The 20939-nt window shown below is 52.7% G+C and carries 27 protein-coding genes; 24 read left to right on the top strand and 3 right to left on the bottom strand.

Going from position 1 to position 20939, the window contains the following annotated elements; all coding sequences use genetic code 11:
• Positions 1–4 precede the first annotated feature (4 nt).
• The 10 genes from rpsL (at position 5) to JKK62_RS11355 (ending at position 8360) form a co-directional block, all read left to right on the top strand.
• Positions 5–421: a 30S ribosomal protein S12 gene (gene rpsL, locus JKK62_RS11400; protein WP_092969163.1), complete on the top strand. Its 417-nt coding sequence runs from the start codon at positions 5–7 to the stop codon at positions 419–421.
• Between the two features lie 149 nt (positions 422–570).
• On the top strand, positions 571–1041 hold the full coding sequence (gene rpsG, locus JKK62_RS11395; RefSeq protein ID WP_092969160.1) for a 30S ribosomal protein S7: 471 nt from the start codon (positions 571–573) through the stop codon (positions 1039–1041).
• Positions 1042–1077: 36 nt separating this feature from the next.
• On the top strand, positions 1078–3177 hold the full coding sequence (gene fusA / locus JKK62_RS11390; RefSeq protein WP_092969157.1) for an elongation factor G: 2100 nt from the start codon (positions 1078–1080) through the stop codon (positions 3175–3177).
• 126 nt (positions 3178–3303) lie between these two features.
• Positions 3304–4506 (top strand): elongation factor Tu, encoded by a 1203-nt coding sequence (gene tuf, locus JKK62_RS11385; RefSeq protein WP_092969154.1) that lies wholly within the window; start codon positions 3304–3306, stop codon positions 4504–4506.
• A gap of 88 nt (positions 4507–4594) precedes the next feature.
• Positions 4595–6043, top strand: a complete 1449-nt coding sequence (locus tag JKK62_RS11380; RefSeq protein WP_092969151.1) for a uracil-xanthine permease family protein — start codon at positions 4595–4597, stop codon at positions 6041–6043.
• Positions 6044–6206: 163 nt separating this feature from the next.
• The gene (locus tag JKK62_RS11375) at positions 6207–6722 is read left to right on the top strand and encodes an MFS transporter (protein WP_201428007.1); all 516 of its coding nucleotides are present in this window, start codon (positions 6207–6209) and stop codon (positions 6720–6722) included.
• On the top strand, positions 6638–7249 hold the full coding sequence (locus tag JKK62_RS11370) for a hypothetical protein (RefSeq protein ID WP_201428006.1): 612 nt from the start codon (positions 6638–6640) through the stop codon (positions 7247–7249). Before JKK62_RS11375 ends, JKK62_RS11370 begins: the two co-directional genes overlap by 85 nt.
• 6 nt (positions 7250–7255) lie before the next feature.
• Positions 7256–7789, top strand: coding sequence for a hypothetical protein (locus tag JKK62_RS11365; RefSeq protein WP_201428005.1), 534 nt, complete (start codon positions 7256–7258; stop codon positions 7787–7789).
• A 17-nt stretch (positions 7790–7806) separates the two neighbouring features.
• On the top strand, positions 7807–8010 hold the full coding sequence (locus JKK62_RS11360; RefSeq protein ID WP_143001706.1) for a hypothetical protein: 204 nt from the start codon (positions 7807–7809) through the stop codon (positions 8008–8010).
• Complete coding sequence (locus JKK62_RS11355; protein WP_201428004.1) at positions 8007–8360, top strand: hypothetical protein; 354 nt, start codon at positions 8007–8009, stop codon at positions 8358–8360. Before JKK62_RS11360 ends, JKK62_RS11355 begins: the two co-directional genes overlap by 4 nt.
• 36 nt (positions 8361–8396) lie before the next feature.
• On the opposite strand, the gene JKK62_RS11350 is transcribed toward JKK62_RS11355, so the two are convergent.
• Positions 8397–8558 (bottom strand): hypothetical protein, encoded by a 162-nt coding sequence (locus tag JKK62_RS11350; RefSeq protein ID WP_176753538.1) that lies wholly within the window; start codon positions 8556–8558, stop codon positions 8397–8399.
• 41 nt (positions 8559–8599) lie between these two features.
• Positions 8600–9328: an HAD family hydrolase gene (locus tag JKK62_RS11345; RefSeq protein WP_092969136.1), complete on the bottom strand. Its 729-nt coding sequence runs from the start codon at positions 9326–9328 to the stop codon at positions 8600–8602.
• 92 nt (positions 9329–9420) lie between these two features.
• On the opposite strand from JKK62_RS11345, the gene nth reads away from it, so the two are divergent.
• Together nth and JKK62_RS11335 are read left to right on the top strand one after the other, a co-directional pair.
• The gene (gene nth / locus JKK62_RS11340) at positions 9421–10068 is read left to right on the top strand and encodes an endonuclease III (protein WP_092969133.1); all 648 of its coding nucleotides are present in this window, start codon (positions 9421–9423) and stop codon (positions 10066–10068) included.
• Positions 10058–10891, top strand: a complete 834-nt coding sequence (locus JKK62_RS11335; protein ID WP_092969130.1) for a Cof-type HAD-IIB family hydrolase — start codon at positions 10058–10060, stop codon at positions 10889–10891. Before nth ends, JKK62_RS11335 begins: the two co-directional genes overlap by 11 nt.
• A 16-nt stretch (positions 10892–10907) precedes the next feature.
• On the opposite strand, the gene JKK62_RS11330 is transcribed toward JKK62_RS11335, so the two are convergent.
• On the bottom strand, positions 10908–11612 hold the full coding sequence (locus JKK62_RS11330; protein ID WP_186833056.1) for a DUF6062 family protein: 705 nt from the start codon (positions 11610–11612) through the stop codon (positions 10908–10910).
• A gap of 90 nt (positions 11613–11702) precedes the next feature.
• Between JKK62_RS11330 and JKK62_RS11325 the strand changes: the two genes are divergently transcribed.
• The 12 genes from JKK62_RS11325 to JKK62_RS11270 all read left to right on the top strand — a co-directional run.
• Positions 11703–12524, top strand: coding sequence for a DNA-3-methyladenine glycosylase family protein (locus JKK62_RS11325; protein WP_201428003.1), 822 nt, complete (start codon positions 11703–11705; stop codon positions 12522–12524).
• Between the two features lie 95 nt (positions 12525–12619).
• Positions 12620–14290 carry a biosynthetic-type acetolactate synthase large subunit gene (ilvB, locus tag JKK62_RS11320; RefSeq protein ID WP_092969121.1) on the top strand — a complete coding sequence of 557 codons (1671 nt, stop codon included), beginning with the start codon at positions 12620–12622 and terminating at the stop codon, positions 14288–14290.
• Positions 14291–14747: 457 nt separating this feature from the next.
• Positions 14748–15338: a TetR/AcrR family transcriptional regulator gene (locus tag JKK62_RS17815; protein WP_201428002.1), complete on the top strand. Its 591-nt coding sequence runs from the start codon at positions 14748–14750 to the stop codon at positions 15336–15338.
• Complete coding sequence (locus JKK62_RS11310) at positions 15339–15941, top strand: helix-turn-helix domain-containing protein (RefSeq protein WP_201428001.1); 603 nt, start codon at positions 15339–15341, stop codon at positions 15939–15941.
• Between the two features lie 94 nt (positions 15942–16035).
• Entirely contained in the window at positions 16036–16683 is a 648-nt protein-coding gene (locus JKK62_RS11305; RefSeq protein ID WP_243411832.1) for a phosphatase PAP2 family protein, read from the top strand.
• The gene (locus tag JKK62_RS11300; protein ID WP_201428000.1) at positions 16673–17296 is read left to right on the top strand and encodes a GNAT family N-acetyltransferase; all 624 of its coding nucleotides are present in this window, start codon (positions 16673–16675) and stop codon (positions 17294–17296) included. Before JKK62_RS11305 ends, JKK62_RS11300 begins: the two co-directional genes overlap by 11 nt.
• Before the next feature lie 107 nt (positions 17297–17403).
• A complete protein-coding gene (locus JKK62_RS11295) occupies positions 17404–17895 on the top strand; it encodes a flavodoxin family protein (protein WP_092969109.1) in 492 nt (163 codons plus the stop codon).
• Positions 17892–18863: a GNAT family N-acetyltransferase gene (locus tag JKK62_RS11290; protein WP_243411831.1), complete on the top strand. Its 972-nt coding sequence runs from the start codon at positions 17892–17894 to the stop codon at positions 18861–18863. The genes JKK62_RS11295 and JKK62_RS11290 overlap by 4 nt, the downstream gene beginning before the upstream one ends.
• A gap of 117 nt (positions 18864–18980) precedes the next feature.
• Entirely contained in the window at positions 18981–19292 is a 312-nt protein-coding gene (locus JKK62_RS17550) for a BUD32 family EKC/KEOPS complex subunit (RefSeq protein ID WP_243411830.1), read from the top strand.
• Positions 19293–19306: 14 nt separating this feature from the next.
• The gene (locus tag JKK62_RS11280) at positions 19307–19990 is read left to right on the top strand and encodes a flavodoxin family protein (RefSeq protein ID WP_201427999.1); all 684 of its coding nucleotides are present in this window, start codon (positions 19307–19309) and stop codon (positions 19988–19990) included.
• 16 nt (positions 19991–20006) lie between these two features.
• A complete protein-coding gene (locus tag JKK62_RS11275; protein WP_201427998.1) occupies positions 20007–20438 on the top strand; it encodes a GNAT family N-acetyltransferase in 432 nt (143 codons plus the stop codon).
• A gap of 12 nt (positions 20439–20450) precedes the next feature.
• Positions 20451–20939 (top strand): GyrI-like domain-containing protein (locus tag JKK62_RS11270; RefSeq protein WP_201427997.1); only part of this gene is annotated, 489 nt, incomplete at its 3' end.

Genomic DNA, 20939 nt, shown 5'->3' with positions numbered 1-20939 from the left:
AAACATGCCTACATTTAACCAGTTGGTACGTAAGGGCAGAGAGGTTACTGAGAAGAAGGCAAAGGCTCCTGCGCTTCTGAAGGGCTGGAACTCCAAGAAGAGAGTTGCCATCAACCAGAATTCCCCTCAGAAGAGAGGCGTTTGCACCGCTGTCAAGACAGCCACCCCGAAAAAGCCTAACTCCGCGCTGAGAAAAATCGCCAGAGTAAGACTTTCTAACGGTATTGAAGTCAGTTCCTACATCCCCGGCGTCGGTCACAACCTTCAGGAGCACAGCGTTGTTCTGATCCGTGGCGGACGTGTAAAGGATCTCCCCGGTGTGCGTTACCATATTGTAAGAGGTACACTCGACGCACAGGGTGTCAATGGTCGTATGCAGAGCCGTTCCAAGTACGGTGCAAAGCGTCCTAAGAAGAAATAAGGAATTGACAAAACTCTCTTGACTTAAATTGATTTAAGTTCTGCTATGCGGCAGATGCTTCATATATACGGAGCGTCTTGTTGGCATACGGGAGTTTGTCGCTTTCGAGTACCGATGATATCTCAATTATTGTGAAGGAGGGAAGCAAAGTGCCAAGAAGAGGTTCTATTGCTAAGCGTGACGTATTACCCGATCCGCTTTATAATTCAAAATTAGTAACCCGTCTGATCAACAATATCATGTACGACGGCAAGAAGGGCGTTGCCCAGAAGATTGTTTACGGTGCATTCGATATTATTGCTGATAAGACAGGCAACAACCCGCTTGAGGTTTTTGAGCAGGCAATGGAAAACGTTATGCCTGTTCTCGAGGTAAAGGCCCGCCGTGTCGGCGGTGCGACTTACCAGGTTCCGATGGAGGTCAGAGCCGAAAGACGTCAGACACTCGGTCTGCGTTGGATCTCGACCTACTCAAGAGCCAGAAGTGAGAAGACCATGAAGGAAAGACTTGCCGGTGAGATCCTCGACGCCACCAACGGCGCCGGCGGCGCGTTCAAGAAGCGCGAAGATACTCACAAGATGGCAGAAGCCAACAAGGCTTTCGCTCACTACAGATGGTAATCTGATTGACGGAGTAATTAATTATAGGAGGATTTTATGCCCAGACAGGTTTCACTTGAACAGACAAGAAACATCGGTATCATGGCGCACATCGATGCCGGTAAAACCACGACAACCGAGCGTATCCTGTACTACACCGGCGTAAACCACAAAATCGGCGAAACCCACGACGGCGCCTCCACCATGGACTGGATGGCTCAGGAAAAAGAGCGTGGTATCACGATTACTTCTGCTGCGACCACTGCTTTCTGGGAAGGCAGCAAGCACCAGTATAAAAAGCACAGAATCAACATTATCGACACCCCCGGACACGTTGACTTTACCGTTGAGGTAGAGCGTTCTCTGAGAGTTCTCGACGGTTCTGTAACGGTTCTCTGCGCCAAGGGCGGCGTTGAGCCTCAGTCCGAGACCGTATGGCGTCAGGCTGATAACTACGGCGTACCGAGAATGGTTTACGTTAACAAAATGGACATCATGGGTGCTGACTTCTACCATGTTGTTCAGATGATGAAAGACAGATTAAAATGCAACGCTGTTCCCATTCAGCTGCCCATCGGCGCTGAGAGCGATTTCACAGGCATCATTGACCTCGTGACAATGAAGGCGGAAATCTATCACAATGAGGACGGCACCGACTACTCAGAGGAGGATATCCCTGAGAATATGCAGGAGCTCGCTGACGAGTACCATGAGAAGCTCATCGAATCCGTTGCGGAACTCGACGAGGAACTGATGGAAAAATACTTCGGCGGCGAAGAGATCACCATTGACGAGATCAAGGCTGTGATCAGAAAGGCGACCATCGAGAACACCATGGTTCCCGTGACCTGCGGTTCTTCTTACCGCAACAAGGGCGTTCAGATGATGCTCGACGCCGTTATCGATTACATGCCCGCTCCGACAGACATCCCCGCTATCAAGGGTGTGAACCCCGAGACCGACGAGGAAGAGGACAGACCTGCATCTGACGAGGAGCCCTTCGCGGCGCTCGCGTTCAAGATCGCGACCGATCCCTTCGTCGGTAAGCTCTGCTTCTTCCGTGTATATTCCGGTAAGGTAGACGCGGGTACCACCGTATTCAATTCCGTAAAGGGCAACAGAGAGCGTCTGGGACGTATCCTGCAGATGCACGCCAACGACAGAAAGGATATCGACTGCTGCTACAGCGGTGATATCGCGGCTGCCGTCGGTCTGAAGAACACCACCACCGGTGACACACTCTGCGACGAGAAGCATCCCATCATTCTGGAGTCCATGGAATTCCCCGAGCCTGTTATCCGCGTAGCCATCGAGCCCAAGACCAAAGCCGGTCAGGAGAAGATGGGTATCGCCCTCGCAAAGCTCGCCGAGGAGGATCCTACCTTCAAGGCGTACACCGACGAGGAAACAGGTCAGACCATCATCGCCGGTATGGGCGAGCTTCACCTTGAGATCATCGTTGACAGACTTCTCCGTGAGTTCAAGGTAGAGGCGAACATCGGCGCTCCCCAGGTTGCTTATAAGGAGACCATCCGCAAGGAGGCTTCCGTTGACGAGAAGTATGCCCGTCAGTCAGGCGGTAAGGGTCAGTACGGTCACGTTAAGATCAACGTGTTCCCGAACAAGGACCACGGCTACGAGTTCGTCAACTCCGTCGTCGGCGGTGCGATTCCCAAGGAATACATCCCCGCTGTCGATCAGGGTATCCAGGGCGCGATGCTCAGCGGCGTTGTCGCAGGCTACAATGTAGTAGACGTCAAGGTAGAGCTGTATGACGGCTCCTACCACGAGGTTGACTCCTCTGAAATGGCGTTTAAGATCGCGGGCTCCATGGCGTTCAAGAGCGCGATGAAGAAGGCGGATCCCGTCCTTCTCGAGCCCATCATGAAGGTTTCCGTTATCACCCCCGAGGAGTACCTCGGCGACGTTATCGGCGACCTCAACTCCCGCCGCGGTATGATCCAGTCCATGGAGGCTGACAACGGCGTGCAGAGAGTTACCGCTCACGTTCCCCTTTCCGAGATGTTCGGCTACGCGACCGACATGCGTTCCAAGACACAGGGCCGCGGTCAGTACGTCATGGAGCCCGACACCTATGCCGAGGTTCCCAAGAACATCGCCGAAAAGATCATGAGCGACCGCAACAAGAAGGACTGATTTGATCCTTTGCGTGCTGTTTTTCAGAAAAAATCAAAAAACTATTGATTTTTTCCCGAAAAATTGGTACAATAATTTAAAATATGCTGTAAACAGGATTTACAGACACTAAGGAGGAAATTTCCAATGGCAAGAGAAAAGTTCGAAAGAAATAAGCCGCACGTTAACATTGGTACTATCGGCCACGTTGACCACGGCAAGACCACACTGACCGCTGCTATCACAAAGGTTCTCGCTCTTGAGGGCGACGCTGCTTTCGTTGATTACGCTAACATCGATAAGGCTCCCGAGGAGAGAGAGCGCGGTATTACAATCAACACCGCTCACGTTGAGTACGAGACCGCTAACCGTCACTATGCTCACGTTGACTGCCCCGGCCACGCCGACTACGTTAAGAACATGATCACCGGTGCTGCTCAGATGGACGGCGCTATCCTCGTTGTATCTGCTGCTGATGGTCCTATGCCCCAGACCAGAGAGCACATCCTGCTTTCCCGTCAGGTAGGCGTACCCTACATCGTTGTATTCATGAACAAGACCGACCAGGTTGACGATGAGGAGCTTCTTGAGCTCGTAGAGATGGAGATCCGTGAGCTCCTCGACGAGTACGAGTTCCCCGGCGACGACACACCCATCATCAAGGGTTCCGCTTATCTTGCTCTCACCAGCGACTCCAAGGATCCCAACGCTCCCGAGTATGCTTGCATCCACGAGCTGATGGCTGCTGTTGACGAGTTCATCCCCACTCCCGACCGTAAGGCTGACCTGCCCTTCCTGATGCCTGTTGAGGACGTATTCACCATCACAGGCCGTGGTACGGTTGCTACCGGTAGAGTTGAGAGAGGCCAGATCAAGACTTCCGAGTCCGTTGAGATCGTTGGTCTTACCGAGGAGAAGAGAACTGTTGTTGTTACAGGTCTTGAGATGTTCAGAAAGACTCTGGACTATGCTGAGGCCGGCGACAACGTAGGCGTTCTGCTCCGTGGCGTTCAGAGAACCGAGATCCAGAGAGGTCAGGTTCTTGCGAAGCCCGGCACCATTCACCCCCACACCAAGTTCCGCGGCCAGGTTTACGTTCTGACCAAGGACGAGGGCGGCCGTCATACTCCTTTCTTCAACAACTATCGTCCCCAGTTCTATTTCAGAACCACTGACGTTACAGGCACCATTTCTCTTCCCGAGGGCACAGAGATGTGCATGCCCGGCGATAACGTAGAGATGGACGTTGAGCTGATCACTCCTATCGCTATCGAGGTAGGTCTCCGCTTCGCTATCCGTGAGGGCGGCAGAACCGTAGGCTCCGGCGCTGTAATCGCTATCAACGAGTAATTTCAAATTCTCACATTTTCAGGCAGTCTTGCTCAGCAGGACTGCCTGTTTTTCCGAGATTTAAGACTATAAGGAGATGGGTAGAAAAATGGGTAAGAAAAACGACGGTATCTACGACGCGCGGACGCTCGGCAAGCCGAAAATGATGATTCTCGGCATCCAGCACCTGTTCGCGATGTTCGGCGCCACGATTTTAGTTCCGATTATCACAGGTCTTGACGTTTCCACCACGCTGCTGATGGCTGGTCTGGGAACGCTCCTGTTCCACTTTATCACGAAATTCAAGGTTCCCGCCTTCCTCGGCTCGTCCTTCGCGTTCCTCGGCGGTTATGCCGCGGTCAAGGCGCTCGCACCCGAGGGAGCCGACCCCAATTCGATGCTGCCTTACGCCTGCCTCGGCGTTGCCTGCGCAGGTCTGGTGTACTTCATTCTCGCGGGCATCATCCGCGCGATCGGCGTGCAGAAGGTCATGAAGTTCTTTCCGCCTGTTGTGACGGGTCCGATCATCATCGCGATCGGTCTGGGACTCGCTCCCTCCGCGGTGAGCAACTGCACCACCAACTGGCTGCTCGCAATCATCGCGCTCGCGGTGATCATCGTGTTCAACATCTGGGGCAAGGGAATGATGAAGATCGTCCCGATCATCATGGGACTGCTGATTTCCTACGCGATCGGTCTGGTTCTCTATTTCATCGCGCAGGGCAATCCCTCGCTGATTTCCGACATGCCGTGGCTCTTTTCGGGCGGTACGGTGCTGGACGATTCGGGCAACGTGACGCAGTATCTGCCCATCTTTGATTTCAGCAAGGTGCAGACGATCGTTTCCAACATCGGCAGCGGTCAGATCTTCGGCGCAGAGGGTTTGATCGGCTTCCCGATTTACTGGGACAAGACCGCGATCGGCGGCATCGACTGGTCGAACGGCTCTGTCATCGCTTCCGCGATCATCGCGATCGTGCCGATTTCTCTCGCGACTATGATGGAGCACATCGGCGACATCAGCGCGATCGGCTCCACCGTCGGCAAGAACTACATACAGGATCCCGGTCTGCACCGCACCCTGATCGGCGACGGTCTGGCGACCACTCTCGCGTCGATCTTCGGCGGTCCCGCGAACACCACCTACGGTGAGAACACGGGCGTTCTCGCGCTCACAAAGGTCTATGACCCGCGCGTTATCCGTATCGCGGCGATTTTCGCCTGCGGCATCTCGTTCTTCCCGATTGTCGCGGCGATCATCGGCTCCATTCCGAGCTGCATCATCGGCGGTATCTCCTTCGTGCTCTATGGCATGATCTCCGCTATCGGCGTGAGAAACGTCGTCGAGAACAAGGTGGACTTCACCAAGAGCCGCAACCTGATCGTCGCGGCGGTCATTCTGGTCTGCGCTCTCGGTCTCGGCGCGAATACCGTCAGCTTCGCGATCGGCAGCGCGAACATCACGCTCTCACCGCTTGCGGTAGCGTCCATCGCGGGTATTGTCCTGAACGCGATCTTCCCCGGGAAGGACTACAAATTCATTACCAACGGAAAATAACAGAACAGGCGCGGCTGCCCTATGGACAGCCGCGTTTTTTTGTCGTCTTGACACGGGATAATTTGTGAATTATAATGAAATCAGTATATGGGAACCTTAACAATTCCTTACCGCACATTGAATTATTAGAGATTCCCATATGACAAAGAACGGAGGGTGATGAATGAAAAAAGCGAATACGCTGGGAGGACTCTATTTTCTGGTTCATTTTCTTGTGGAGATCACCTCGTTTTATGTCGTCACCTCCTATACGCAAAGCCCGTATGTCTGGATTCTGATGTTCGTCTATGACTTTGTCGCGTTTGTGCCGCAGGGCGTTTTCGGCTATCTGCGGGACAACGGCATCCGCGTCAATTTTGCGCTCGTCGGAACCGCGCTGACGACGCTTGCGCTCGTGCTGATGTGGGCGGATTCCAACGTGTTTTTGATTGTGACGGTGGTCGCGATAGGAAACTGCTTCGTGCATATCCACGGAGCGGAGGTGACGCTGCGCAATTCGCCGGGACGCATCACGCCCGCCGCGGTGTTTGTGGCAGGCGGCTCGTTCGGCGTGATTACGGGAAAGCTGCTGGCGGCGAATCAAATCGCCGTACCGTGGCTGATCGGGCTGAACCTGCTCTCGCTTTTGCCGATTCTGTTTGCGGACGGCTCAAGGAGGGCGACGGGCAGGAAAACCTGACGCAGTACCGCTTTGCGAACACCCGCTTCCGCGCGTCGGTGATCATCGCGCTGGCGGTGTTTGTTGTCGCTGTGCGCGCGTACATGGGCTACGGCATCCCGACCTCGTGGAACAAGACGACCGCGCAGTCGATCATGCTGTTTTGCTGCATGGGAGTCGGAAAAGCGATGGGCGGCGTTTTGGTGGATACCATCGGAATCCGCGCGACCTCGCTGATCAGCACGCTCGGCGCTTTGCCGCTGCTGCTGTTCGGCGCGGAGGTGATGTCGGTGTCGCTGATCGGTATCGCGTTTTTCAGCATGACGATGGCAATTACGCTGGCGCTGATCGTGTCCTGCCTGCCGAAAGCCCCGGGAGTCGCGTTCGGCTTCACAACGGTGGGACTGTTTCTCGGCACCGCGCCCGTGTTTTTCTTCCGCATCCATTCATTTGTCATCAATTGTATTATGATTTCAACGCTGTCTGTCCTGTGCGTCATCATTCTGTGTATGATTTGTGCGAAGCGGACGGCGCGTAAGGAGGTATAATAGAAAATGCCGGAACCGAGTTTTATTGTCGCCGACGCGATCATGCCGCCCGAGCTGCTGCCGACGGAGCCGGAAGTTTCCGAGCCGGAGATCGAGATTATTGCAGAGGTGGAAGAACCGCAATACGAATCGAAAAACGAACAGGAAGATGAACAGGGATCCGTGCAGGAATCCGCACAGGAATCCGCGGAGAATCATGAGCAGGAGGTCGTGCAGGAAGCGGAAACGGAGAAGCAGACGGAAAAGCAGACCGAAAAGCAAACCGAAACACGTGCTGCCGTGACGGAGCAAAAAACGACTGCTGCCACGACTGTGCAGACCGTGACGATACCGCCCATCAATCCGTTCAGCGGAAATACGGCGCTGATCAACACCCTTTGCGTGGTGATTCCGCTGCTGCTCGCGGCACTCGGCGCAATCATCGCGATTGTGATCGTTCGCAGCCGCAAGAAGCTGAACGAGGAGGATACTTCGTATCATGAGATACCACCGCTCAATCGCAATACGGACAACCCAAACGACCATAACCATGTGTCGTAGCGGACAGGGAGGAAAAAATGATGGTACTTGCCGATGCTGCAACGCCCTATAATTTGTTCGGTATGATTCCCGACGGCTTTGTGTTGCTGACGGTGCTGATTCTGGTGGTGCTGTTCCTGCTTGTTTCCGCGGGAGGAATCATCGCGATCGTGCTGGTGAGAAGGAACAGGAAGCCGCCTGCTGAAAAGAATCCGCCGGATAACCGCGGGAATATGCCGTGAACAGTCTGCTTTTCGGGCTTGCCTACGGTCTTTCCGTGACGCTGGTGACAGAGCTGTCAGTCGCCGCTCTGCTGCGCGTGAGAGGCTGGGACTTGGTGCTGATCGGTCTGGTGAACTGCCTGACGAACCCCGTTGTGAATCTGATCTACGCGTGGTCGCTGCTGAATTTTTCGCAGAACAGCGCTGTGCCGTATCTGGTTCTTGCTGCGCTGGAGATCGCGGTCGTGTTCGGAGAAGCGTGGGCGTTTCGCGTCACGCTGAAATATCGGCGGATCCGTCCGCTGCTGCTGTCGCTGATACTCAACGGCGTTTCGTTTTCGGTCGGTTTGATTTTGAATATTCTTTTCTGAATGAAGAAAGGCAGCCTAGCGGCTGCCCTTCTCTTGTTATTCGCAGTTTTTACCGGTCTGAACGTCCTTGCAGTTGCTGTAGGAGCGGCTGCGGTCAGACGGTACCGCGCCTGTCATTTCGTTGGAGGACACGGTGTGCATCTGCTCAACGGTCTGTTCGTCGGGATTCTGCTTTTTGGTATTCTTTTTCTTGCTCATCAAAAATCACCTCGGGATTAGTATTGCCCAAGGTGACGAAATTATTTCACAATATATTCTTTTATTTTAAAAACATCGCCGTCCATGATGGTGTACTGACTGCGCAGCTCGCCGTTGATCTCGGGTGAAATGCTCTGATGGATGTAGAGCGAATCGATGCCGAAATCCGCCGCTCCGCCGATATCGGAGATGTAGTCGTTGCCGATCATGATACTCTCGGACTTTTCCAGACCGTAGCGCTCAAAGAGCGTCTGATAATAGTGGTAATCGGGCTTGGAGCATTCCTCGTCGGAGCTGATGACGATGCCGTCAAAGTACTTCGTCAGACCGAGCATGTTCAGCTCGTTCTCGGTAAAGACGCGCTGGGCGTTGGAGAGCAGATAAACGCGCTTGCCCTTTGCCTTGAGGGTGTCGAGAAGATCGATCACGCCGTCATAGAGCTTGATGTATTTGGTCGAGAAGCAGCGGAACGCCTCGGCGATGAAGCAAAGCTCCTTTTTGGTGACCTTCACGCCCTTCTGCGCGAACAGCTCGCGGAACACCTTTTCTATTTTGATATCGATCACCGTGTATTCGGGATGGCGGCGGCGGACAGCCGCTTTTTCCTTTTCCACCAGTCTGCCGTACTCGTTTTTGATTTCGGTGTAGGAATATTCCGCGCCGCGGTAGCCGTAGAGGATTTGCAGGCTTTTCCAGAGCTTCGCCTGCCATTCGTCGGTGTTGATGTCAATGAGGGTGCCGTAAAGGTCAAAGATATAGTTCTGATACATGGTTTTCTCCTTTGGATAAGTCCGATTTTGATTGCATTGGATGAAAAAATATGGTAGAATTCTGTTAGTTATCGAAATTTGGAGGTGGGTGTATGACAAAAAAGGAAATCGCGCACGCGGCAGTCGACGCGCTCAAAGCGGAATATCCCGACGCGAAGTGCTCGCTCGATTACAAAACGCCGCTGCAGCTGCTGATCGCTACGCGGTTGTCGGCGCAGTGTACGGACGCGCGTGTCAATCTCGTGACGCCCGCGCTGTTTGAACGCTTTCCCGACGCGGAGAGCTTTGCGCAGGCAGAGGTGTCGGAGGTCGCGGAGTACATCAAGTCCTGCGGGCTGTTCAAGACCAAATCGCGCGATATTGTGGCGATGGCGCAGATGATACTTGATGATTTCGGCGGCGAGGTGCCTGACAATATCGACGACCTCACCAAGCTTCCGGGAGTGGGACGCAAGACCGCTAACCTGATCTGCGGCGACGTCTACGGAAAGCCCGCCGTGGTGGTGGACACCCACTGCATCCGTATCACGACACGGCTCGGTCTGCATAAAGAAACCGACCAGAAAAAGATAGAAACCGCGCTGCGCAGGCTGCTGCCTCCCGAGGAGAGCAACAACTTCTGTCACAGGCTGGTGCTGCACGGCAGAGCGGTCTGCACCGCGCGCTCCCCGAAGTGCGCACAGTGCTGCATGAACGGCTTTTGCCGCTTCGGGAGAACGGAGCTGAAAAATGGACATTAAGCTTCTCGCGTTGGATTTGGACGGAACCGTCCTGCGCAGCAATAATACGCTGTCCGCAGGGATGAAAACCGCCCTTGAAAAAGCCGTTGACAGCGGATTGGAGGTCGCCGTCGCGAGCGGCAGACCGTATTCCTCGATGCCGCAGGACATTTTGAATATCGACGGCATCGACTGGGTGATCGCCTCCAACGGCGCGTCGATCTATCACCGCGGCGAGCGGCTGCGGGCGCTGAAGCTCAGGGAGCAGGATGTGCTGGATATCCTCGACCTGACAAAGGCGCATGACCTGATTTGGGAGGCGTTCATCGACGGCGTCGCCTGCACCGACAAGCGGTACTATGACGATCCTATGCGCTACGGCTGCAGCGCGGCTTACGTCAGCTATGTCAGGGGTTCGCGCGATGTGAGCAGCGATATGCGCGGCTTTATCCGCGACCACCGCAGGGTGCTGGACAGCATCGAATTTGTCTGTCCCGAACAGACGCTGCGCGAGCGTCTTTGGGACAATATCGCACGGGAGGTCGAGGGCGTTTATATCACCTCATCCTCGGCGCATTTCGTGGAATTTATGCACGCCGACGCCACCAAGTCGGGAGCCGTCGGATGGCTGTCCGAGCGGCTCGGAATCGCGCAAAATGAGATCGCCGCCGCGGGCAACGCCGACAACGACAGGGATATGCTCCTGCACGCGGGACTCGGCGTCGCGGTCAGCAATGCGACGCCCGCGTGCCTTGACGCCGCCGACTGGATTGTCGGCAGCTGCGACGAGGACGGCGTGAGCGAGCTGATCGAGCGGCTGATCGGCGAAAGGGGAGCGAAATAGTCAGTACTGCGGCGGTTTATTTTTCGGGTACGGCAGGCTTTTCACCCGTGAGGAACTCGATGCTGCGCTCGATCGCGTCCACCGAGGTGCCCCAATCCTGTCCCTTGTTGCGGTAGTCGAACATCGAGACGAAGTGCTTGATGTCGCCGTAGAGCGCTTCCATGTAGTTCTTTGTCAGCGCTGCGGTGTCGGCGTGGAACTCGCCGAGCAGCTTGGACGGTATGCCGCCGCGTGCCATCGCAGCGGTCATGATGTACTGATAGTGCTTCAGGCAGATGAACGGCTGCTCGCGGTACAGCTCACGGAATTCGCCGCCCTTTGCCCATTCCATGAGCACGAGCGATACAAGGTGCGCGACGTTCGAGGCGATGCGGTCGCAGACGTAGCAGGAGCCGAGCATGTCACGCAGTCCCTCAAGCTTCTTCTTATCGGGCTTGCCGCCGTCTTTTTTGGGCAGATAATTCGCCATGACCTCCTCCATGTGCGTTTCGAGAAGAAGGGCGTTCGGCAGACGGTTGCCCAGCATCAGCATCCGCGAGAAGTGGCGGTGGCAAAAGCCTTTTTTGTTGGTGGCGACGCGGACGCTCGGCTCCATCATCGCGTCACCCGTGATGTACTGCACGCCCTGTTCCTCGAGCATCTCCTCCATGCGGCAGACGGGACAGCCGCACTTCGGGCGGAACAGGTCGTTGATGGGGATAGTCAGAATGGTTTCACTCATCATCAAAACACCTCAATAATATTGATAGATACATTGTACCATATTCCGCTGCAATATGGTATCTTTTTTTCGGAAAAGGATGTGAAAAATATGACGGAATCCGTGTTAGTGATTCAGAATGTCAGCGATCTCGACCTTGTGCAGACGCTCGACTGCGGTCAGAGCTTCCGCTGGACGCAGATCGCGGACCATTCCTTTGCGGGCGTCGCGTTCGGCAGAGCGGTCACGGTCACGCTCGACGGGACAAATCTGCGTATTGAGAACGCGCCCGAGAGCGACAGGGCGCTGTGGGAGGACTACTTTGACCTCTCACTCGACTACGGCGGCATCCGCCGCGAGCTGAGCGCGCTGCACCCTGTTCTGCATGAGGCGGCGGACTACGCCGCAGGCATCCGTATTCTGCGGCAGGAGCCGTATGAGGCGCTGTGCACCTTCATCATCTCGCAGAACAACAACATCAAGCGCATCAAGGGCATCGTGCAGCGGCTTTGCGAGAGCTTCGGCGAGCCGCTCGCGGGCGGTTATTTCACTTTTCCGACAGCCGAAACGATGTCGCTGCTCAGTGTGGAGGATCTGGCGCCGCTGCGTGCAGGCTTCCGTGCGAGATATCTGATCGACGCGGCGCAAAAGGTCAGCGCGGGTGAAATTGACTGGGAGCTGTGCCGCACGGGGGACTACGAACAGGCGCGGCGTGAGCTGATGAAGATCACAGGCGTCGGCGTGAAGGTCGCGGACTGCACGCTATTGTTCGGACTGCACCGCGTGGAGGCGTTTCCGCTGGACGTCTGGATGAAGCGCGCGATGGAGCGGCTGTTCCCTGATATGAGGCCCGCGGATTTCGGCAGCTATGCGGGCATCGCCCAGCAGTATATTTTCCATTTCAGCCGCATGCATCCCGAGATGTTTGTGTGAGGAATCCGCATAAACTCTTGACATCAGCGCTTTAATGCGGTAAAATAAGCGTTAGCATGTTTTTTTGAATCAATCATAAGGGGTTATGAATTACTATGAAATTAACAGGTGCGGAAATCATTTGCGAATGTCTGCTGGAGCAGGGTGTCGACACCGTATTCGGCTATCCCGGCGGCGCTGCGCTCAATACCTATGACGCGCTCTACCGCTACAGCGACAGAATTAACCATATTCTCACCGCCCACGAACAGGGCGCTTCCCACGCGGCGGACGGCTATGCCCGTTCGACAGGCAAAACGGGCGTGGTGCTCACCACCTCGGGTCCCGGTGCGACGAACATCGTTACGGGTCTTGCCACAGCCAATATCGATTCGATTCCTATGGTGGCGATCACCGCCAACGTCAACACCGACCAGCTCGGCAGAGACAGCTTTCAGGAGGTCGACATCGTCAACATCGTCAAGCCCATCACCAAGGCAAGCTGGCTGGTTGAGCGCGTCGAGGATCTCGCGCCCTCTATCCGCAAGGCGTTCGCGCTTGCCAAGGACGGCAGAAAGGGTCCCGTCCTGATCGACGTTCCCAAGGACATCACCGCGCAGTCGGCGGAATATTTCCCCGAAGAACCCGCGCGTTCCAAGATGATCAAAATAGAGAATCCCGACAGCATCCGCAGGGTGCAGGAGCTGATCCGCAATGCCAAGCGTCCGATGATCTACGCGGGCGGCGGCATTCTCAGCGCGGACGCCTGTAAGGAGTTCCTCGCGTTCGCGGAGCTGATCGACGCGCCCGTATGCTGCTCTCTGATGGCTCTCGGCGCGATTCCTGCCAGTCATCCGCTCTTTATCGGCAACATCGGCATGCACGGCGGCTATGAAACGGGCAAGATCACTGCGGAATGTGACCTCATGATTTCCTGCGGCGCGCGTTTCTCCGACAGAGTCGCGGGCGACCGCGAGAAGTTCGGTGAGCAGGCGAAGATCGTCCAGCTCGAAATCGATAAGAAAGAAATCAACAAGAACGTCCGCGTGGATGAGTATGTCCTCGGCGACCTCAAATCGAGTGTTACCGCGCTCACCGTCGGTCTCGAGCAGCAGAAGCACTCCGAGTGGCTCGCGCAGATCGATGTATGGAAGCACGAGCTCGACAGCGTGAAGCCCTATGAGGATGAATATCCGCAGCCGCACGACATCATCTATGCGGTCAACGGGCTGAAAAAGCCGACCGATATCATCGCGACCGACGTCGGCCAGCACCAGATGTGGGTCGCCCAGTTTGCCAAGATCGAGGCAGAGAGAACCCTCCTGACCTCGGGCGGCATGGGTACGATGGGCTTCGGCATGGGCGCCGCTATCGGCGCGCAGATCGCGCATCCTGACAGACGCGTATTCCTGTTTACAGGCGACGGCAGCTTTCATATGAATCTCAACGAGCTTGTCACGCTGAAATCCTACAATCTGCCGATTATCGTGCTCGTGATGAACAACGCGGTGCTCGGTATGGTGCGCCAGTGGCAGAAGCTGTTCTACGGCAGCCGCTTCTCCCAGACCGACCCGCACAGAGCGACCGATTTTGTCAAGCTCGCCAACGCGTTCGGCGTGGAGGGTATGCGCATCGCCCACGACGATGATATCATGCCTGTTCTCGAAAAGGCGATCGCGCTCAACGCGCCCGTCGTGATCGACGTGCAGATCAGCCCCGACGAGAATGTTCTTCCCATGATTCCCCCGGGAAAGACCGTCAACGAGATCGTTACGGAAATGGATTGAAATATTTGAAAAGAGGTACCCGACGAAAGGGTACCTCTTTGTGATTATTATGGGAGAAAAAGTTTTCTGCTCTCTCGAAATTGCCTGCGGGGCTTCCCGTCGCTCGCCTTCAAATCCGGTTATCAGCCTTTTTGCCGAGGTAAAATAAAAGCAGGCACCCCTAAAGGCTGATACTAATAAGGATGATTTGAAATCACAAGAAAAGCAGCCGATTGGGAGCCCAAAACAGGACACCGTACAGAGTAAATAATTCTGTGCGGTGTTTTTCTATGTTAATGTACTTGATAGTACTATTTAATCTTAAAATATTTTACACAGACTACTCATGACGAAAATATCAGGCGCTATTACTTTTCTTAATATGATAGCCCTGTTTTTATTTTTACATCTTGACAAGCTAAAAGCTATTAGCTATAATAAAGCTAACAACTTTTATCTTTATTATTTGGAGGGAATTATGTCTACAAAAGATAGAATACTGGAAGAAGCGCTGACGCTATTTGCTGAGAACGGATACGACGGAACGGGCGTAGAACAAATCGCCGAGAAGGTTGGAATCAAAGCTCCGTCACTCTACAAGCATTTTAAGGGTAAAGAGGATATTATGACTGCGCTTATTGATTCGGCGGAAGAACGTTACGAGGAATCCTTCGGATCGGAGCAGCACATTGGAGAGATCCCTGAAAACAGGGAAGATTTCCTCCGCTCGACAATGGGCAGGATCGCGTTTACCATGCACGACCCGATGATCAGGAAAATACGCAAGTTCCTTGTACAGGAGCAATTTCGTAATGAAAGACTTGCCGAGATCTCCACCCGCCATCAGCTTGTCGGCATACAGAAGATGTATGAGAAAATCATCGAAGGGATGATGAAAAACGGTCTGTTTATCCATGACGACCCCGCACTTCTCTCAATAGAGTTGGTATCACCTGTTGTCCTTTGGGTATCCAAGGCAGACAGACAGCCGCAATATGAGCAGGAAATCATGGACAGCATCGAAAAGCATATCCGGCATTTTTGTGATGTTTATATGAAGGATAAATAAATGGAATTTAACGAAAAACTACAAAAATTGAGAAAAGATCAAAGCCTGACGCAAGAGGAATTAGCCGAGAAGCTTTTTGTTTCCCGCACAGCTATCTCCAAATGGGAATCGGGACGGGGATATCCCGGCATTGATTCATTGAAGGTTATCGCGAAATATTTTCATATAACGATTGATGAACTGATAGGGAACGAAGAAATAATATCTCTTGCTGAGCAGGATATCAAGGAGAATAAGAAAAAGCACACCGCGCTGATCTGCGGTGTGTTGGATTGCTTTATCACATTGCTGTTTTTTCTTCCGCTGTTCGGCAACGGCGATTCAAGCGGCGCGTCGGTGACGGTGTTCTCGTTGACAGGAGTCAGTGGGTGGCTGAAGATCGTGTTTATTGTCGCGATCGGTCTGACGGTGCTCAACGGTTTCTGCGGCGTGGTGCTCGGCAGCTTCGACAAGCCTGTTTGGAACAAGCGCGTCGTTATCGCGGGCTTGGTACTGTCAGTTTTGGCGGCGGCTTTGTTTATTTTGTCGAGACAGCCGTATGCAGGTGTATTCTGCCTTTTTGTGCTGATTATAAAGGGCATTTTGCTCCTGAAAAGCAAATGACACGGAGCGTATCATCACTGTGAAAGCGCGTTTCTTGCGGTATCATTCGATTTCTTCTAAAATGAGCTCAGTTCATTTTGAAAGGATGATATGCATGAAACACAGAAAACTACTCACAGCAGGAATCGGATTGTTGCTGACGGTCATCTTGATCGCGCTCGTCCGTTTGGTCGACGCCGCGCCGATCGGAGCGCAGGGGACAAGCATCGGACTGTCGCACCTCAATCAATTCGTCTTTGACTTGTTCGGGGTGAATATGCTCTGGTACAATATCACGGATTGGCTCGGCGTTGCGGCGGTTCTGACGGGCTTCGTTTTCGCGGTAACGGGATTGGTGCAGCTGATCAAGCGAAGAAGTCTGTTGAAGGTCGATCGTGAGATACTCGCTTTGGGCGGTCTTTACATCGTCGTGATTGGGCTCTATCTTTTCTTTGAAAATGTGATCATCAACTACAGACCGATCATCATGCCCGATAACACGAGCCCCGAGGCTTCCTTTCCGTCGTCGCATACGATGCTCGTCTGCGTGATCATGGGAAGCGCCGCCATGCTGATTAACAGGTATATAAGAAACAAACCGCTGAACCGGATTCTTCGGGCGGTCTGCTATGTCATCATCGGCGTGACGGTCGTTGGCAGATTGATCGCGGGCGTTCACTGGTTCACGGACATACTCGGAGGAATATTGATAAGCGTCACCTTGCTGTCGCTTTATGAGGAGGTCATCAGCCATGGAAAATAACTATATCATTCGATTAGAGAAAAAAGAGGAATATAGAGCGGTCGAAAACCTTGTCTGTGAATCGTTCTGGAATGTCTACCGACCGGGCTGCAGCGAGCATTATGTGATTCATGTGCTGCGCGATGATCCGGCATTCATCAAAGAGTTAGATTTTGTGATGGAGCAGGACGGCAGAATCATCGGTCAGAATATGTTTATTCGAACAATCATCGAAGCCGACGACGGCAGAACGATTTCCGTGCTGACAATGGGTCCGATTTGTATTGCGAACGATTTGAAGCGGCAGGGCTACGGCAAGGCTTTGCTTGACTATTCCTTGGAAAAGGCAGCCACGCTCGGTTTCGGCGCGGTGTTGTTTGAGGGCAATATCGACTTTTACGGCAAGAGCGGCTTTGACTTTGCGAGCAAATTCGATATCCGCTATCACGACCTGCCCGAGGACGCGGATTCGTCGTTCTTCCTCTGCAAGGAGCTGAAAAAGGGCTATCTCGACGGTATCAGCGGCGTGTATCAAACGCCGCAGGGCTACTATGTAGACGATGCGGAGGTTGAGGAGTTTGACAAAGACTTTCCGCAAAAAGAAAAGCAGAAACTTCCGGGACAGATTTTTTGATGATGACAGGAGGAAAGAATATGAAACTCACCTATGAAAAGAAATAATGTTCGGGAAAAATCAAATGAACACTTTACATATTTAACAAAAGAACAGTGGGAGGAAATATGAAAACAGCAATCATTTATTATTCCATGAGCGGCAATACCACATATGTCGCAAATATTCTGAAAGAACAGCTTGATCCAGAAGTTGACTTGATTGAGATAAAGCCTGTCAAGGCGTTCCCCGACAGCGGCTTCAAGAAGTTTTTGTGGGGCGGAAAAAGCGCTGTTATGGCACAGAAACCCAAACTGCAACCTTACACATTTGACGAGGAAAAGTATGATCAAATCATTATCGGATTTCCTGTATGGGCAAGCAGAATCGCGCCGCCGGTTCGCACCTTTGTTGAGGAAAACAAGTCTGCTCTCAAAAGCAAAAGCATATCCGCCTTCGCCTGTCAGGCAGGCTCAGGAGGAGAAAAAGCACTCAGCGGCTTAAAGAGCCTAATAGGAATCGAAGCATTCAAAGCATCTATGATTCTCATTGAGCCAAAAGAAAAGCTGTCAAGCATATATGACGGCATCATAAAAGATTTTTGCGGTAAAGTATTATGAAAGCACAATTCAAACACTACAATATAGAAGATTATGAAGCTGTCTGCGACTTTTTGATCGAACTGAACCGCGAAAATCAGAACCATATCAACTGGAACTGGGCGCGGTTTGAGTGGATGATGGAACACCCTGAGTTTGACAAAAGCCTTATTGATTCTATCGGGCTTTGGTTAGACGGTGAGAAGGTCGTCGGCGCGGCAATTTACGACATGTATTTCGGCGAGGCGTTTTGTGGCGCACTACCCGGATACAGCGATCTCTATGATGAGATACTCGATTACGCTTATCGGAATCTGAAGGATGAAAACGGCTTGGGAATCGCGATTTGTGATGAAAACGTAAAAGAAAACGCGTCAGTAAAACGTGCAGGTTTTACACTTTCCGAACAGTCTGAAACGGTGATGAGCATAAGGCTCAGCGAACCCTTGCCCGTACAGCTCCCGGAACATTTTTGCATTACCGAGCTTGACCCCACAAAGGAACCGTATGCTTTTCAATGGCTGTTGTGGCAGGGCTTTGACCACGGAACGGACAGAGAGGTGTTTGAGCACGAGGGGGATCTCATTTCGGAAATCCCCGTGTTCCGCAGGCATTTCGATCCCACACTCAGTATCGCGGCGGAAAGTAGTGACGGAGAATATGTTTCCTATTGCTGTCTGTGGTACAGCGATAAAGCCGACTATGCCTATGTCGAGCCTGTCTGTACTGTCCCTTCATACAGAGGCAAAGGGATAGCAAAAGCAGTCATTTATGAAGCGTTGAACCGTGCCAGAGCACTCGGCGCGAAAAAGGCGTATGTTATCTCGGATACCAAGTTTTACAAAAAGCTGGGCTTTGAAAAAGAATACAGGTTTTCGTTTTATTGGAAAAAGCCCTTAACAGTCAACGGTACGGAATATCATATCTTTAAGCTGCTCGGTAAGGGCAAGGGCGGATATTCCTACTTAGCTCAGCTTAACGGCAGGTAATACGTCGTCAAGCAGATTCACCATGAGCCGTGCGATTACTACACTTTCGGCAACAAAATCGAAGCCGAGCGAAATGACTATGAACGGCTGAAAAACGCGGATATCAGAATCCCCGAAATGATCGATATTGATATCGAAAACGAACGGATTGTCAAGGAATATATCGACGGCGATACCATTTTTGATTTAGTAAAAAACGGCGAATCTGTCGAGATTTTTCTTCCGCAAGTCAGAGAAATGGCTCAGCTTGCAAAGGCGGCAGGGCTGAATATCGACTACTTCCCGACAAATTTTGTCATTCAAGACGGCTTGCTATGGTACATTGATTATGAGTGCAACAGCTATACGGAAGAATGGAGCTTTGAAAACTGGGGCGTGAAATACTGGTCACGAACGCCCGCATTTGAGGAATATTTGCGTAATCATTAAGGAGAGTGGCGGCAATGAAAATATTAGTCATCAACGGAAGCCCGAAAAAAGAAAAAAGCGACACCATGCACATCACCCGCGCCTTTCTGGACGGGATGAACGAGGTGTCGCAAAACGAAGTACATATCATTCATGCGATTGACAAGCATATCGAATACTGCACAGGCTGTTTTGCCTGTATGAGAAACGGCGGCAACTGCATCCACAACGACGATATGCGCGGTATTTTGGAAGAAATCCTCGACAGCGATTTACTGATTTGGAGTTATCCGCTCTACTGCTACGGTATGCCCGCGCCGTTGAAGGCTCTGCTCGACCGCACATTGCCGCTATCATCAATGGCGATGCAGAAGGTCGGCGACCGCTATGAGCACGTCGGTCAGGCGGATTTCAGCCACCTGAAATATGTGTTGATCTGCGGCTGCGGCTTCCCGAACAGCAAGCATAACTTTGAGCCTGCGGTCATGCAGTTTACAAGGTGTTTTCCAAACGAACACACGATGATCACCGTGCCCGAAAGTCCGATGTTCAACGCGCCCGAAGCAGCTGTCGTCACTGTCCCACGCTTGGAGCTTGTCAAAAAGGCGGGAATGCAGTTCGCTGAGAACGGCGCCATCGGCGATGAACTTCTAAAGGAAATCACCTCTCCGATGATACCCGAGGAGCAGTATGCAGAAATCGTTAATGGCAGTATGTGATGACGGAAAAACGAGTATGATTAAACAACTGACAAAACAGGAAATCATCAATGCCTTGCCGATGGTGTGTAAGGTGTTCAATGAATATGAGGCGGTGAATTATCCGCCATCGGGAACGCAGACATTTTATCATGCGATCCATGACGAAGGCTTTATCAGTCAGCTTTCCGCATACGGCGCGTTTGACGGGGATTCATTGATCGGTATTCTAGCTGCGAGAAACGAGGGCGGTCATATCGCGCTGTTCTTTGTAGACGGCGCGTATCACGGTCGGGGGATCGGCAGAAGCTTGTGGAACGCCTTTCTCGCCGACAGCGACAAGGATGAGATCACAGTTAATTCATCGCTGTACGCGGTCGAGATATATGAAAAGCTCGGCTTCACTAAAACCGCCGAACCGCAGGAGGACAGCGGTATCCGGTTCGTACCGATGATGTACCGAAAATAAGGGGTAAAGACGATGACGTTTGACTACAAGAAAGAATACAAAGAATTCTATATGCCGAAGAACAAGCCGTCCATCGTGACTGTGCCGCAGATGAATTATATCGCGGTGCGCGGACAGGGCGATCCCAACGCACAGGACGGAGAATACAAGCAGGCGATCGGGCTGTTGTACGGAATAGCGTTCACCATCAAGATGAGTAAGAAAAGCGATCATCAGATCGACGGATATTTCGATTATGTTGTGCCTCCGTTGGAGGGCTTCTGGTGGCAGGACGGCGTAGAGGGTATCGACTATGCGCATAAAGAGAGCTTCCGGTGGATCTGTGTGATCCGTCTGCCGGATTTCGTGACGAAAGCGGATTTCGATTGGGCTGTCGAAGAAGCGGCAAGGAAAAAGAAAACCGACTTTTCCAAGGTGGAATGGTTCACCTATGACGAGGGCTTGTGCGTGCAGTGTATGCACATCGGTTCCTACGATGACGAACCCGCCAAGATCGGAAGA

It is taken from the genome of Ruminococcus difficilis, assembly GCF_016680995.1.
Note: the sequence above shows the minus strand (reverse complement) of the source record. Positions and strands in the feature narration are given on the sequence as shown.

What these genes read in the sequence shown, in the direction of transcription:
- JKK62_RS11365 (WP_201428005.1), top strand. Translation starts at nt 7,256, where the DNA reads ATGCCGGAACCGAGTTTTATTGTCGCCGACGCGATCATGCCGCCCGAG.
- JKK62_RS11305 (WP_243411832.1), top strand. Translation starts at nt 16,036, where the DNA reads ATGAAACACAGAAAACTACTCACAGCAGGAATCGGATTGTTGCTGACG.
- JKK62_RS11380 (WP_092969151.1), top strand. Translation starts at nt 4,595, where the DNA reads ATGGGTAAGAAAAACGACGGTATCTACGACGCGCGGACGCTCGGCAAG.
- nth (WP_092969133.1), top strand. Translation starts at nt 9,421, where the DNA reads ATGACAAAAAAGGAAATCGCGCACGCGGCAGTCGACGCGCTCAAAGCG.
- ilvB (WP_092969121.1), top strand. Translation starts at nt 12,620, where the DNA reads ATGAAATTAACAGGTGCGGAAATCATTTGCGAATGTCTGCTGGAGCAG.
- JKK62_RS11310 (WP_201428001.1), top strand. Translation starts at nt 15,339, where the DNA reads ATGGAATTTAACGAAAAACTACAAAAATTGAGAAAAGATCAAAGCCTG.
- JKK62_RS11290 (WP_243411831.1), top strand. Translation starts at nt 17,892, where the DNA reads ATGAAAGCACAATTCAAACACTACAATATAGAAGATTATGAAGCTGTC.
- JKK62_RS11375 (WP_201428007.1), top strand. Translation starts at nt 6,207, where the DNA reads ATGAAAAAAGCGAATACGCTGGGAGGACTCTATTTTCTGGTTCATTTT.
- JKK62_RS11335 (WP_092969130.1), top strand. Translation starts at nt 10,058, where the DNA reads ATGGACATTAAGCTTCTCGCGTTGGATTTGGACGGAACCGTCCTGCGC.
- JKK62_RS11350 (WP_176753538.1), bottom strand. Translation starts at nt 8,558, where the DNA reads ATGAGCAAGAAAAAGAATACCAAAAAGCAGAATCCCGACGAACAGACC.
- JKK62_RS11360 (WP_143001706.1), top strand. Translation starts at nt 7,807, where the DNA reads ATGATGGTACTTGCCGATGCTGCAACGCCCTATAATTTGTTCGGTATG.
- JKK62_RS17815 (WP_201428002.1), top strand. Translation starts at nt 14,748, where the DNA reads ATGTCTACAAAAGATAGAATACTGGAAGAAGCGCTGACGCTATTTGCT.
- fusA (WP_092969157.1), top strand. Translation starts at nt 1,078, where the DNA reads ATGCCCAGACAGGTTTCACTTGAACAGACAAGAAACATCGGTATCATG.
- JKK62_RS11300 (WP_201428000.1), top strand. Translation starts at nt 16,673, where the DNA reads ATGGAAAATAACTATATCATTCGATTAGAGAAAAAAGAGGAATATAGA.
- JKK62_RS17550 (WP_243411830.1), top strand. Translation starts at nt 18,981, where the DNA reads ATGATCGATATTGATATCGAAAACGAACGGATTGTCAAGGAATATATC.
- JKK62_RS11325 (WP_201428003.1), top strand. Translation starts at nt 11,703, where the DNA reads ATGACGGAATCCGTGTTAGTGATTCAGAATGTCAGCGATCTCGACCTT.
- tuf (WP_092969154.1), top strand. Translation starts at nt 3,304, where the DNA reads ATGGCAAGAGAAAAGTTCGAAAGAAATAAGCCGCACGTTAACATTGGT.
- JKK62_RS11295 (WP_092969109.1), top strand. Translation starts at nt 17,404, where the DNA reads ATGAAAACAGCAATCATTTATTATTCCATGAGCGGCAATACCACATAT.
- JKK62_RS11345 (WP_092969136.1), bottom strand. Translation starts at nt 9,328, where the DNA reads ATGTATCAGAACTATATCTTTGACCTTTACGGCACCCTCATTGACATC.
- JKK62_RS11275 (WP_201427998.1), top strand. Translation starts at nt 20,007, where the DNA reads ATGATTAAACAACTGACAAAACAGGAAATCATCAATGCCTTGCCGATG.
- rpsL (WP_092969163.1), top strand. Translation starts at nt 5, where the DNA reads ATGCCTACATTTAACCAGTTGGTACGTAAGGGCAGAGAGGTTACTGAG.
- JKK62_RS11330 (WP_186833056.1), bottom strand. Translation starts at nt 11,612, where the DNA reads ATGAGTGAAACCATTCTGACTATCCCCATCAACGACCTGTTCCGCCCG.
- JKK62_RS11280 (WP_201427999.1), top strand. Translation starts at nt 19,307, where the DNA reads ATGAAAATATTAGTCATCAACGGAAGCCCGAAAAAAGAAAAAAGCGAC.